Source organism: Methylobacterium sp. Leaf117 (genome assembly GCF_001422985.1).
Lineage (GTDB): Bacteria > Pseudomonadota > Alphaproteobacteria > Rhizobiales > Beijerinckiaceae > Methylobacterium.
Window position 1 is genome coordinate 212,226 of sequence record NZ_LMNL01000012.1, and the last position, 12,880, is coordinate 225,105.

Below are 12,880 nucleotides of genomic sequence, written 5' to 3' on the forward strand. Positions count from 1 at the left end.
CGGGGTCAGGTCTCGCGTCTGTCGGTTCGGTTCGGTTCGGTTCGGTTCGGTTCGGGGCTGAGCACCATATGGGCCGCGCCGTTGGCGCAGCCCAGGGGGCACAGATGCCCGGCGGGGAAGGCGCCCCGAATTCGGGGCGCCGGGTCAGTTCCGGCGCAGCAGGCGCTCGAAATAATCGAGTTCCTCGCGCGGGCGGCTCGGGTCGCCGAGCTTGCGGCGCAGCTCCTCCATGATGCGGCGGGTGCGCTGCACGGCGGATTCGTCCGCCGTCGGCACGCGGGCATTGCCGCTGGTCATGTCGCGGCCCTTGCTGGGGCGACCGAGGGGATCGTCGTCGCGATTGCCGGCCTGGCCCTGCTGGCTCGGCTTCTCGCCGCCCTCGCCCTCGCCTTTACCCTCGCCTTCCCCTTCCGCCATCTCCTGCATCTGCTTCTGCATGCCCTCGGCGCCCCGCTGCAGGCCTTCGAGAGCTCGACCCTGGGCGTCCGCGGCATCGCCGTCCTTGCCCTGGCCGAGAGCGCCCTCGGCCTCGCGCATGGCCTCCTCGGCATCCGACAGGCCGTCCTCGCCCTGCATGCCGAGGTCCTTCATGCGGCGCTGGAGGTCTTCAAGGCGCTCGCGCAGGGCCTGCTGGCGCTGTCCGGCGCCACCCTTCTGGCCCTCGCCCTTTTGGCCCTGCTGGCCCTGCCCCTGCTGGCCCTGCTGGCCTTGACCCTGCTGGCCCTGCTGGCCTTGGCCAGGCTGACCCTTCTGTCCCTCCTGCCGCTGGCCCTGCTGACCCGGCTGCGGACGCTGGCCGCGCTGGCCCTGCCCCTGCTGACTGCGCTTGTCCTGGCCGTCCTTGAAGGTCTCGTCGCGCAGGGCCTGCTGCTCGCGCGACAGCTTGTCGAGTTCGTCGGCCTGCTTGCTCATCTCGCGGCTGCTGGGGTCGGACTTGCCGCCCGGCTCGGCCGTCTGGAGATTTTCCAGGATCTCACGAAGCTGATCGAGCAGCCGCTGCGCCTCCGCCGTATCGCCGCGCTTCATGGCCTCGGCCATGTCGCTGAGCATCTTGTTGAGGTCGTCCGGCGTCACGGTCTTGGCGTTCGGATTGGGCGGGCGCTTCTCGGCCTGGGATTGGGAATCCTTGCGCTGACGCTCGGCCATGTTCTTCATGAACTTGTCGAGGGCCTGCTTGAGATCTTCGGTAAGCTTCTTGATCTCTTCGTCGGGCGCATTGCGCTCGATCGCCTGCTTGAGGTTGTCCTGTGCCGCGCGCAGGCTCTTCTCGGCGTCGGAAAGATCGCCGTCCTCGATCTTCAGGGCCATCTCCCACAGAAGGTCGGCCACCTCCATCAGGGCCTCGTCGTTGCGGGCGGCCCGCAGGCGGCGGGACGCGGTCTTCAGCCCGAGGAAGACGCTGGGCTGAGGCGTGAACCGGTCCGGGGCGATCTGGAGCGCATCGAGGGCGGTCTGGACCCGCCCGCGGCTCTCGTCCGGCGCCGTGATCAGGCGGCGGCGCTCCTCGGCCAGCGCGCGGGCGAGGGGCTGCGCGAAGATCCGGGCCGGCAGGGTGATCTCGGCGGTGGGGGTGCGCCCCTCCTGGCCGGCTTCGTCCTTCACCACCAGGGTCAGGCGGACGCGGGCGCCCGACCAGGGATTGTCGGTGAGATCGACCAGGGTCTTGGTGTCGTGCTCGCCGGTCGCATCGGCCGGCAGCGCCAGGGCGATCCGCGGCGGCGGCACCAGGGAGCGGGTGTTGGCGAGGGGCTCGACCAGGCCCTCGGCGGCGGCGATGCCGTAATCGTCCTTGGCCCGGTAGGTCAGGTTGAAAGTCCCGCGCGCATTCACGTCCAGCGCACCGATGCGCTGCACCTCGGGCGGGGTGTCCGGGATGGTCTCGATCACGAGGTGCTGGGTCGGACCGCCGACCGTCGCGATGGTGAGATCGGCCGTCTCGCCGGTAAGCTGGAAGCGGTCCTCGCGCAGGTCCGCCTGCGGGGGCTTGCCGGGCAGTGCCTTCAAGCCGGCATTGGGCGTCAGCACGGCTTCGCCCTGGCCGGCGATGCGGACGATCAGGGTGGAATTGACCGGCGCGCGCAGACGCTGCCGGTCGCCGGTCATGGTCACCACCAGGGGCGGCAGCCGGGTGTAGAGCGGCGGGTCGATCCAGCCGTCGACCCGGAAGTTCGGCCCAGGCGCCGTGGGCGCCTGCCAGTCGAAGGCCCCGAGGATGCGCGGGCGCCACTCGGCGCCGGCCACGAACAGGCTCGCCACCGCGGCGACCATCAGGCCGGCCCGCAGTGCGAAGGGGTCGCGCCGCGCCATGGCGGGTCGCGGCGGGCCGGCCTTCAGGCCTGCCACGGCGGCGACGGCGCGGGCCTGATGCAGGGCCCAGAGGGCGCGGGTGGCCGGGTCGGAGGTTCCGACCGCCAGGGTGTCGTCGATCGCCGCGGCGGGATGATGAGCCAGCGCGCCACCCTTGGCGGCAGCCTCGCGGTCGATCCGCGCCAGCGCCTCCCGGCGGGTGCCGGGCCGCAGACGCGCGAGCGGCAGGAGCACGGCCCCCAGCGCCAGTGCGAACAGGGCGAGGCCGACGATGCGGCCGAATGGCGGCAGGTCGAGCCAGAGCCCGAGCCACGACAGGGTCAGGAAGGCGAGCCCAACGCCGAAACCGCGCCACAGGATCGGCCAGGCCCGTTCCCACAGCCCGGCCACCTGCGACCGCGCGACGAGGCGGTCGAGCCGCTGCTGCGGCCCGGCACCGCCGGTCGCCTGTGCCTGCGGATTGCCCGTGGAGGTCGCCGGCTCGGCCTCGCCCATCGTGTCTGGCTCCTCGCGCGCCGCATCGGCGGCACGCCTGCCGATCAGGCTAGCATGGTGGAGGCGCCGTGCGGCGGGGTCAAATCAGCCCAGGGGAGGGGTCCTGTCGAAAGCGGTCCGGTCGTTCGAGGGATCGATCTGAACCGGTCGCGCCTCTCGCGGGTTGCTGCCACGATTTTCAGAACGCCGGAAGGATGCCCGCCATGGTCGATATCAAACCCCTCGTCGATGCTCTGGTCCGCTCGCGGCGGGGCAGCCTCGCGGCGACGGCGGCGCTCGGGGGCCTTGCCCTGGTGGCGGGTCTCGCGGCGCGGGCCCTGCGGGGGCCGGGCGCGCCGGAGGCGGCAGCGGCTCCCGCCGCCGACGCTTCGGCCCCTACGGTGGGCGAGGACGAGGCTCGTATCATGCTGCGGGCGATGGTGGCCGCCACCCTGGCGGACGGCCTGATCGACAAGGACGAGCGTCAGCGTCTCGACGCGGCGGTGCAGGCCTCGGGCCTGGCCACCGACGGAGCGGCGTGGCTGGAGGCCGAGATCGCCGACCCGGTCGATCTCGACGAGATCGGGGACGCCGTGAAGACGCCGGAACAGGCGGCGCGGATCTACGCCGCCGTCCGTCTCTCGGTGCTGGCCGACACCCTGCAGGAGCGCGAGTTCCTGAAGCGTCTCGCCGAGACCCTGGATGTCCCCGAGGAGGCGGTCAGCCGCATTGAGGCCGAACTGGCGGCGTGACGGTCAGGCCTGCGGGGTGAGCCAGCCGGGCACCCGGTCGAGGCCGATCAGGTCGTCGTAGCTCTGGCGCGGCCGCACCACCGCCGCGTCGGCGCCCCGCACCAGCACCTCCGGCACCAGCAGGCGCGAATTGTAGGTGCCGGCCTGGACAGCCCCATAGGCCCCGGCGCTCATGATGGCGATCAGGTCGCCGGGGGCGACCTCCGGCATCTCGCGAGCGAGCGCCACGTAGTCGCCGCTCTCGCAGACCGGTCCGACCACGTCGGCGACGAGACGGGGCGTCTCGGGTGTCGGCTCCGTGACCGGGCGCAGGCCATGATAGGCGTCGTAGAGGGTGGGGCGGATGAGGTCGTTCATCGCCGCGTCGACGATGACGAAGGTCCGGCCCTCGGTGCGCTTCACATAGATCACCCGCGTGACCAGGATACCGGCATTGCCGGCGATCATCCGGCCGATCTCGAACACCGGGCGCAGGCCGAGCGGCGCGAAATGCGGGCGCAGGATGGCGGAGAGCGCGGCCGGCTCCGGCGGCGGGGCGTTGTCGTCGCGATAGGGAATGCCGAGACCGCCGCCGAAATCGATGTGGTGGAGCGGATGGCCCTCGGCCATCAGGTCGCGCGCAAGCCCCGCGAGCAGGCCGGCGGCGTGGTCGAAGGGCGCCAGATCGGTGATCTGGCTGCCGATATGCATGTCGACGCCGGAGATGGCGAGGCCCGGCAGCGTCGCCGCGTGGGCATAGACCGCCCGGGCCCGGCTCAACGGAATGCCGAACTTGTTCTCGGACTTGCCGGTCGAGATCTTGGCATGGGTGCCGGCATCGACATCGGGGTTGACCCGGATCGAGATCGGCGCGGTCAGACCGAGGCTGGTGGCCACGGCGGAGAGTTCGCCCAGTTCGGGCTCGCTCTCGACGTTGAAGCAGTAGATGCCGGCCTTGAGGGCGGCGGCCATCTCGCCGCGGGTCTTGCCGACACCGGAGAACACGATGCGCTGCGGATCGACGCCGGCCGCCAGCGCCCGGCGCAACTCGCCCTCGGACACGATGTCCATCCCGGCGCCGAGGCGCGCCAGGGTCGTCAGCACGGCCTGATTGGAGTTCGCCTTCATGGCGTAGCACACCAGGGCGTCGTCGCCCCCGAACGCTTCGGCGAAGACGCCGTAGTGACGCTCCAGGGTGGCGGTCGAATAGCAGTAGAACGGCGTCCCGACCTCCTCGGCGAGGGCGGTCAGATCGACATCCTCGGCCCGAAGACGGCCATCGCGATAGTGGAAGTGGTGCATCGGCCTGCCTGCGAGCGTCCCGACCGGGATCATCGTCCGGGCACGGCGCAGCGCGAAGCGCGCCGCTCCGCACGGGGGAGGGGGAGGAGCTTGGTGACCCGCTTCTACAGCAGTGGATCGAGCAGGAAAGGCCGGTTGGGAACGACGTAGCCGCGTTTGGCGCCGCGGGTCGTCTTCACCGGTGCCTCCGCCCCGGAGCCCGGCACCGCCAGGGTGTCGAGTTCGTCACCGGCCCGCACGGCCTCCGGATCCGGCGCCGCAGTACCGCCACCGAGGCCGACGCTCTGCGGCAGGGCGCGGGGGCTCGCGACGCCGGGCAGACCCGGGCGGGCGAACGAGCGCGCGGCCTCGGTGCCCGGCGGCGGCTCGAGCGCGCCGCGACGGCCGCAGGCCGAGGCGCCGAGCGCGATGAGACCGACCAGGGCGATCGTCGGCAGATGGCGGGCGGGGAGGAACATCAACGCTTGGCGATCCGAAACGCGGTGGCGGACAGCATAGCCGTTGCGGCATCGCGAGGCGAGCACGACGGCGACGCTGTCCCGCTTGGCGTTCGACGAGGCTCAGCCCTTCTTCTTGCCGTCGGTCTTCTGGTAGACGTCGATGGCGCGACGGCAATTCTCGGACAGCTTGGTCCAGTTGGTCTGGAAGCACTTGTCCAGGGCCGGATCGTCGGTGGCGAGATTGCCGCAATAGGTCAGGTAGTCGCCGGTGCAGTACTTCTTCAGGGTCTCGTTGCCCCGCTTGGTCTGGGGTGCCGCGGCCCCCTGCGGCTGGGCGGCCGGCTGAGCGAGGGCCGGCGCGGCCAGGATGGAGGCCGTTCCGGCGAGGACGAGGGCAAGCGACGTGAGCTTAAGGGCCATGATGGGCGCAGTCCGTCTCAAAAACAGGGAATGGGCGATCCGATGAAGCGCCGACATGGTCGAAACAAGGCGCGCGGGTGGTCGCCGCGTGGTCAGGCGGCTTTCTACGCCGCGATTTCCGGTCCACGCAACGGCCGCCGCGTTTTCCGGCGCACATGACGACGCCTCAGGCCGCCACGTCGGTTTGGCGGCCGATCCCTCGGTTGATCCGGGTTGGCGGCAGAACCCTCAGTTGGTCTGGGCCGGGAGCGAGAAGGCCGAGGCCGGCGGCAGGCGCTCGCCCTGCATCAGGCCGTCGGCCACGTCCGAGATCCGGCGTCGGAGGTCGGCAGCCTCGCCGTCGCGGCGGGCCATCACCTCGGCGAGGGCTTTTTCGGCCGCCGCGAGGCTGGCCCGCAGGGTTTCGCGCTCGGCCACCAGCGCGGCGGTGAGATCCGTGACATCCCTGCCCGCATCGGCGGTGTCGGTCGCGCCGCCCGGCTGGACCGGCCCGGAGCGGAGGGCGATGAGGTCGTCGAGGACGTCCCGGTGGGCCTCCTCCAGCACCTGCAGCGTGGCGATGCCGAGGGCGGTGTCCTGGCGGGCCGTTTCGAGATCGCGCTCGACCGCGTTCAAGGTCGCCCGCGTCGCCGCGATCACCGCTTCGCGCTCGCTCAGGGTGGCGTCGCGCGCCTCCACCGTCCGGGTCAGGGCGGCGGCCTCCATCGTCCGCGCCCCGATGGCGGCGAGGTCGGCGTGGCGATGGGCGGTCACCGCCTCGACCTTCCGCTCCAGCCGGCGCTGGGCGACGGCGAATTGCGCCCGCAGGTAATCCTTCTCGGCCGCCACCTCGGTGATCGAAAGGGGCAGGCGCGCCTGCAGGCGGCGCTCGGACAGGCGGGCGGCCCGCGCGTTCACGGCGGGCAGCAGCAGCAGCGCGCACAGGCTGGCGGCGAGGAAGCCGAGCGCGAAGATCATCACGGTTTCGATCACGCGGTAACGCTCACCCAAGACGCCGTGGACGGGAACGGCGCCCGATGCGCCCGGCACCGTCGCCCCTGGGTCGCCTGTTTAGCCCATTTCTCCCCGGGATGGGCAAGGCTCTCTCAGAAAGCCGAGGCGGCATCGGTGACCGACGGCAGGACTTCGGCGCAAACCACGAAGACGACCCCCTATGCGCCGCCGCCCGGGCCGCTCGGGACGGTTCGGCACCTGGCCGGCTGCGACCTGCTGCCGCAGCGCCGGGCGTCCGGGTCAGAACGGGTTCCAGGTCGGTTTGCTGGTGAATTTCAGGTAGCCGATATTGATGCCGAGGCGGGCGCCGACACCGGTCCGGATCGGCACGACCACGATGTTGTCGGCCGTGACCGCCGTCATGCCGAAGCCGCCGACGAGGTAGGCCGACCCGTCGACGCCGCCGAAGCGGCGATACAGGCCCGAGACGGCCGGAAGGTTGTAGACCAGCATCATGGTGCGGTCCCCGTCACCGCCGACATCGAAGCCGATCGACGGCCCCTGCCAGTAGATGCGGCGCTGTCCGGCATTGCGGGTGTAGAGCGTGCCCTCGCCGTAGCGGACGCCGCCCACGATGGCGCCGGACGCCTCCTGGCCCAGGATGTAGCCATTCGGCTCGCCCCAGCGGCGGGTCGCCTCCTCGACGAGTTTCGCCAGACCCCGCGACATCGACCCGAAGAAGCGGTGGCCGTTATCGACCAGCTCCTCCGGACGGAAGGTGCCCGGCCCGCCTTCGACGGCGGCGAGCGCACGCGGCGACACACCGAGGAGCAGCGCGCCCGCGAGGCCGCCGACGAAACCGCGCCGCGTCGCGGGGCGGGGCGCTGAGAGGGCACGGGCGGCCCGATGGTTCGACGTCATGCCTCGTCCCTCCTGCTTATCCCTGCCGCCGATGCGAGGCGGTATCGTCTTGCTAACCGAGGCCGCGCTATCCATCGCCGGACAACCCTGGGGGCGGACGTCACCCCGTGTCGGTGCGCTCCGATCCCCGGCGAAGGCCGCAACCGGATCTGCCGACCGGTTCCGGCAACCGATTTTGGCGACCATGATGCGAAACAAAGCAACATGTGGTTAACACGCCGTCACTGGCTCCTCGCCGCCGCCGGCGTCGGACACCCGATCATCGCCCGGGCCACCAGCCTCCTCGACCTGCCGGCCGGCCCGATCGCCCTGAACGGCTTCGATGCGGTCAGCTACTTCCTCGACGGACCCGAGGCGGGGCGCCCGGCTTACGAATGGGCCTGGCATGGCCGGACCTGGCGCTTCGCGCGCGCCGGAAACCTGGAAGCCTTCCGCCGCGATCCGATCGCCTACGCACCCCGCCTCGGCGGCTTCGATGCGGTCGGCATCCTGGACGGGCGACTCGTCGACACGGACCCGCTGATCTTCGCGCGACTGTCGGGTCCGGACGGCGGCGATCGGCTCTACCTGTTCCGCAACGAAGCGCACCGGGCGCGGGCGATGGCCGATCCGAGCCTCGCTCCCCGGGCCGAAGCCCGCTGGCCGACGCTGCGGGAACAGCGCGATCGAAACCTGTCGGACTGAGCGCCGGGACGCCGGCTCAGATCCGGCTCTCGCCCTGCGCCGAGCGCCGTTCCGAAGGGCGCCCGGCCGGACTGCGCTCGGGCAGGACGAGGTTTTCGGCGTAGCGGGCGTCGCCCAGGGCCGCGAACGGACCGTTGCGGTAGTTGCGGGTGTAATGGCCATAAGTCATCGGCCGTCCGGCCGGCGCGACGACGCAGCCGCCCGCGACCGTGAGGATGTGGTCCCCGGCCGCCGTATCCCATTCCATGGTCGGGCCGCAGCGCACGTAGATGTCGGCCTCGCCGGAGGCGATCAGGCAGAATTTCAGGGCGGAGGCGGCCGAGCGGGTGGCACTCACCCTGAGAGCCCCCAGGCAGGCTTCGGTCTCGACATCGCCGTGGCGGTTGCTGCGCAGGGCGACGAGGCCCTTGTCCGGCATCGGCCGGACCCCGATGGGCAGCCGCTCGCCGAGGCGTCCGTCGTGGATCTCGGCCTCGAAGGCCTGCGCGCCCGCGCCCCAGACCCGGGCGAGGCCGGGAGCCGCGAGGGCGGCGGCGATCGGCCGATTGCCGGCGACCAGCCCGATATTGACGCTGTACTCGGCGTTGCCGGCAAGGAAGTCGCGGGTACCGTCGAGGGGATCGACCAGGAAGAACAGCGGCGCGGGCGGATGATCGTAGGTCGATTCCTCGGCGATCACCGGGATGCCCGGCCAGTGCCGGGCGAGTTCGGCGAGGATGAAAGCCTCGGATTCCGCATCCGCCTGGCTCGACGGCGATCCGTCGAGCTTGACCACGTGCGGACAATCGCCGCCGTGATGCCGTTTCAGGATTTCGCCTGCCCGGCAGGCAATTTCCATCAGGGTGGCGGCAATACGGTCGCGCGTCGGAGCATCAATCGACATAATACTGCCTATGATGCCCGTGCCACAGACCCTTGTCGACCCGGATCGCGACGGGCCGAGACGCTTTTCAAAGCAATCGGCGCCGTCTATCGGTGCCGTTCACGACCGGACGCGGCCCCGAAACGCCTGCGCGGAGCGCACCATGACCCCCCTCGATCTCGACGCCCTCGACCTGTCCGCCCTGCTGTGCTCGCGCGTCTGCCACGATGTGATCAGCCCGGTGGGCGCCATCGTGAACGGCCTGGAGGTTCTGGAGGACGAGAGCGACACCTCCATGCGCGAATTCGCCCTGGAGCTGATCGCCAAGAGCGCGCGCCAGGCCTCGGCCCGGCTGCAATTCGCCCGCATCGCCTTCGGCGCGGCCGGCTCGGCCGGAGCCTCGATCGACCTCGCCGACGCCGAGAAGGTGTCGCGCGGCATGTTCGTCGACGACAAGACGCAGCTCGCCTGGAGCGCGCCGCAGGCGCTCTATCCGAAGAACAAGGTCAAGCTGCTCCTCAACCTCGTGATGATCGCCCAGAGCGCGATCCCGCGCGGCGGCCTCATCGACGTGGTGGTGCGGGGCGACGGCGAGGCGCCGACCCTCGTCCTCAAGAGCAAGGGCTCGCATGCCCGCATCCCTGCTCATGTCGAGGCGATGATCGCCGGAACCCCGGAGGGCGGCACCGTCGACGCCCACGGCATCCTGCCGTTCTATGCCGGCCTCGTCTCCCGCGCGGCCAACATGGATGTGCGCTTCTCGATCGAGGGCGACACGGTGACGATCGAAGCGACGCCGAAATCCGTCGCGCCGGCCCCCGACGCCCATGCCCCGGCCCCGAAGGCCATCGAGGACGACCGTCCCTCGGATTCCGAGCCGCCCGAGACGGCCCTCGCCTGAGGCCGGGCAAGACCCCGGAAAAAGCCTGCCCCAAGGCGGATAGGCGGGAGATCAACAAATATTATCGCGGTCTCCCACTTTGATCCATGCGGTGAAACCCTTCCCTAACTGGTTCGGGTCCAAGCTCCGTCCTGCACAGACTGTAGTGCGCGTATGGACTGAGTACCCCTCATGGACGACTTGTTGCGTGAGTTCCTGACCGAGAGCGCCGAGCATCTCGATACGGTCGATGCCGAACTCGTCCGGTTCGAGCAGGATCCGAACAACCAGACGATCCTGCGGAATATCTTCCGCCTCGTCCATACCATCAAGGGCACCTGCGGATTCCTCGGCCTGCCGCGCCTCGAAGCGCTGGCCCATGCCGCCGAGACCCTGATGGGCCAGTTCCGCGACGGCATGCCGGTCACCGGTCCCGCGGTCAGCCTCATCCTCGTCACCCTGGACCGCCTGAAGGCGATTCTCGGCGATCTCGAAGCCACCGGCACCGAGCCGACCGGCAGCGACGACGACCTCATCGGCGCCCTCGAGGTGATGGCCTCGGCACCGATCGCGCCGGCCGCTCCGGCGCCCGCCCCCGAGATCAAGCTGCCCGACCCCGTCATCCGCGAACTGAAGCCTGGCGAAGTCACCCTGGAGGATCTCGAGCGCGCCTTCATGGAGGCCGAGGGTCCCGATCCGTTCGACGCCCCCATGGCGGCCGCACCCGAGCCCGTCGCGCCTCAGCCCGTCGCTCTGGCACCGGAGCCCGAGGCGCCCGCCCCGATGCCGGTCCGGGCCGCCGAAGCCCCGGTGACCGAGGCGCCCGCGAAATCCGCCGATGCGCCCGCCGCCTCGGACGGCGAGGGCGCGATCGCGAAGGTCCAGACCATCCGGGTCAATGTCGACACCCTCGAACACCTCATGACGATGGTGTCGGAGCTGGTGCTGACCCGCAATCAGCTCCTCGAAATCGCCCGCCGGCACGACGATTCCACCTACAAGGTGCCGCTCCAGCGCCTCAGCCACGTGACGGCCGAGTTGCAGGAGGGCGTCATGAAGACGCGCATGCAGCCGATCGGCAATGCCTGGCAGAAGCTGCCGCGCGTGGTCCGCGACCTGTCGTCCGAACTCGGCAAGCAGATCGAGCTCGTCATGAGCGGCGCCGAAACCGAACTGGACCGTCAGGTCCTGGAGGTGATCAAGGACCCGCTTACCCACATGGTGCGCAACTCGGCCGATCACGGCATCGAGTCCTCGGCCGACCGCAAGGCCGCCGGCAAGCCGGTGCGCGGCACGATCCGCCTCTCCGCCTACCATGAGGGCGGCACCATCACGATCGAGATCGCCGACGACGGCAAGGGTCTCGACCTCGCCGCCATCCGCCGCAAGGCCGTCGAGCGCAAGGTCGCGAGCCAGGCCGAGGTCGAGCGCATGACCGATGCCCAGGTGGCGAAGTTCATCTTCCACCCGGGCTTCTCCACCGCCGCCGCCATCACCTCGGTCTCGGGCCGCGGCGTCGGCATGGACGTCGTCAAGACCAACATCGAGCTGATCGGCGGTGTCATCGACATCAACACGCAGCTCGGCCGCGGCACCACCTTCACCATCAAGATCCCGCTCACCCTCGCGATCATCGCCGCCCTCATCGTGAAGGCCGGCGAGCAGCGCTTCGCGGTGCCTCAGGTGGCGGTGCTGGAGCTGGTGCGGGTCGACAAGGCGACCGCGCAGAAGGTCGAGCGCATCAACGGTTCGCCGGTTCTGCGCCTGCGCGAGCGCCTGCTGCCGATCGTCACCCTGACGGGCGTGCTCGGCCAGGATCAGGCCGCCGACGCCGTCGATTCCGGCTTCGTGGTGGTGGCCCAGGTCGGCCGCCAGCGCTTCGGCATCCTGGTCGACGAGGTCTTCCACACGGAAGAGATCGTCGTGAAGCCGATGTCCTCGAAGCTGCGCCACCTGCCGCTCTTCGCCGGCAACACCATCCTGGGCGACGGCGCCGTCGTGCTCATCGTCGATCCGAACGGCATCGCCCAGCAGGTCAGCCAGGGCTCGCAGTCCGGCGCGATCCCGGTCGAGGCCGAGGTCGAGGAGATCGAAGCCGCCGATGCCAAGTCCACGCTGCTCGTCTTCAAGGGCGGCGCCGGCAGCTTCAAGGCGGTTCCGCTCTCACTGGTGACCCGTCTCGAAGAGATCGAATCGGCCAAGGTGGAATGGGTCGGCGGACGCCCGCTGATCCAGTATCGCGGTCGCCTGATGCCGCTGGTGCCGGCCGATCCGTCTATCGAGATCCGCAGCTCCGGCACCCAGGCCCTGGTGGTGTTCTCCGACGGCGAGCGGGCCATGGGCCTCGTAGTCGACGAGATCGTCGACATCGTCGAGGAACGCCTCGACGTCGAGATCGCCGCCGAGCGCTCGGACCTGATCGGCTCCGCCGTTCTGCGCGGCCGTGCCACCGAGATCATCAACATCGCCCACTTCCTGCCGCTCGCCTACGACGACTGGGCGCGCGGCCCGAAGAAGCCGGTCAAGCACAGCTCGACCCTCCTCCTCGTCGACGATTCCGCCTTCTTTCGCGACATGCTGAGCCCGGTGCTCAAGGCCGCCGGCTACAGCGTCATCATCGCCGCCAGCGCCGACGAAGCGGTGGCGACCCTGCTGTCGAACGGCCGCGTCGACGTGGTGGTGTGCGATCTCGAGATGCCGGGCCGCAGCGGCTTCGATCTCGTCGGCGCCATGCGCAAGGTCGAGGGTCGGGTGGCCAGCCTTCCGGTGATCGGCCTGTCCGGCACCATCGGGGCCGAAGCCATCGAACGGGCACGCACGCTCGGCATCGCCGATCTGGTGGCGAAGTTCGACCGCAGCGGGCTGATCTCGGCGCTGGCGGAGCTGGACGCGCCCAGCCTCGCCGCCGTCGCCGCCGCCGCCTGAT

Annotated in this window: 11 protein-coding genes; 4 read left to right on the forward strand and 7 right to left on the reverse strand. The window is 70.4% G+C overall.

Annotated elements, in window-relative coordinates; genetic code table 11:
• Positions 1 to 144: 144 nt before the first annotated feature.
• The gene (locus ASF57_RS08055; RefSeq protein WP_056481772.1) at positions 145 to 2,802 is read right to left on the reverse strand and encodes a TIGR02302 family protein; all 2,658 of its coding nucleotides are present in this window, start codon (positions 2,800 to 2,802) and stop codon (positions 145 to 147) included.
• 203 nt (positions 2,803 to 3,005) lie between these two features.
• Here ASF57_RS08055 and ASF57_RS08060 point away from each other — a divergent pair, with 203 nt between their 5' ends.
• Positions 3,006 to 3,533 (forward strand): DUF533 domain-containing protein, encoded by a 528-nt coding sequence (locus tag ASF57_RS08060; RefSeq protein ID WP_056481775.1) that lies wholly within the window; start codon positions 3,006 to 3,008, stop codon positions 3,531 to 3,533.
• 3 nt (positions 3,534 to 3,536) lie between these two features.
• Here ASF57_RS08060 and lysA read toward each other — a convergent pair whose 3' ends face one another.
• The 5 genes from lysA to ASF57_RS08085 all read right to left on the reverse strand — a co-directional run bounded on the left by lysA (position 3,537) and on the right by ASF57_RS08085 (position 7,528).
• Complete coding sequence (gene lysA / locus ASF57_RS08065; protein ID WP_056481778.1) at positions 3,537 to 4,814, reverse strand: diaminopimelate decarboxylase; 1,278 nt, start codon at positions 4,812 to 4,814, stop codon at positions 3,537 to 3,539.
• A gap of 104 nt (positions 4,815 to 4,918) precedes the next feature.
• The gene (locus ASF57_RS08070; protein WP_056190178.1) at positions 4,919 to 5,272 is read right to left on the reverse strand and encodes a hypothetical protein; all 354 of its coding nucleotides are present in this window, start codon (positions 5,270 to 5,272) and stop codon (positions 4,919 to 4,921) included.
• A gap of 102 nt (positions 5,273 to 5,374) precedes the next feature.
• Complete coding sequence (locus ASF57_RS08075; protein ID WP_056190176.1) at positions 5,375 to 5,674, reverse strand: hypothetical protein; 300 nt, start codon at positions 5,672 to 5,674, stop codon at positions 5,375 to 5,377.
• A gap of 228 nt (positions 5,675 to 5,902) precedes the next feature.
• Positions 5,903 to 6,646, reverse strand: a complete 744-nt coding sequence (locus tag ASF57_RS08080) for a hypothetical protein (protein WP_244476865.1) — start codon at positions 6,644 to 6,646, stop codon at positions 5,903 to 5,905.
• 261 nt (positions 6,647 to 6,907) lie between these two features.
• Entirely contained in the window at positions 6,908 to 7,528 is a 621-nt protein-coding gene (locus ASF57_RS08085; RefSeq protein ID WP_056190172.1) for a DUF1134 domain-containing protein, read from the reverse strand.
• Between the two features lie 204 nt (positions 7,529 to 7,732).
• On the opposite strand from ASF57_RS08085, the gene ASF57_RS08090 reads away from it, so the two are divergent.
• Positions 7,733 to 8,212, forward strand: coding sequence for a hypothetical protein (locus tag ASF57_RS08090; protein ID WP_056481781.1), 480 nt, complete (start codon positions 7,733 to 7,735; stop codon positions 8,210 to 8,212).
• A 16-nt stretch (positions 8,213 to 8,228) separates the two neighbouring features.
• Here ASF57_RS08090 and ASF57_RS08095 read toward each other — a convergent pair whose 3' ends face one another.
• Positions 8,229 to 9,095 (reverse strand): 3'(2'),5'-bisphosphate nucleotidase CysQ, encoded by an 867-nt coding sequence (locus ASF57_RS08095; protein WP_056190168.1) that lies wholly within the window; start codon positions 9,093 to 9,095, stop codon positions 8,229 to 8,231.
• A 142-nt stretch (positions 9,096 to 9,237) separates the two neighbouring features.
• Here ASF57_RS08095 and ASF57_RS08100 point away from each other — a divergent pair, with 142 nt between their 5' ends.
• Positions 9,238 to 9,975 carry a histidine phosphotransferase family protein gene (locus ASF57_RS08100; RefSeq protein WP_056190167.1) on the forward strand — a complete coding sequence of 246 codons (738 nt, stop codon included), beginning with the start codon at positions 9,238 to 9,240 and terminating at the stop codon, positions 9,973 to 9,975.
• Positions 9,976 to 10,146: 171 nt separating this feature from the next.
• The gene (locus ASF57_RS08105) at positions 10,147 to 12,879 is read left to right on the forward strand and encodes a hybrid sensor histidine kinase/response regulator (RefSeq protein WP_056481784.1); all 2,733 of its coding nucleotides are present in this window, start codon (positions 10,147 to 10,149) and stop codon (positions 12,877 to 12,879) included.
• Position 12,880 lies beyond the last annotated feature (1 nt).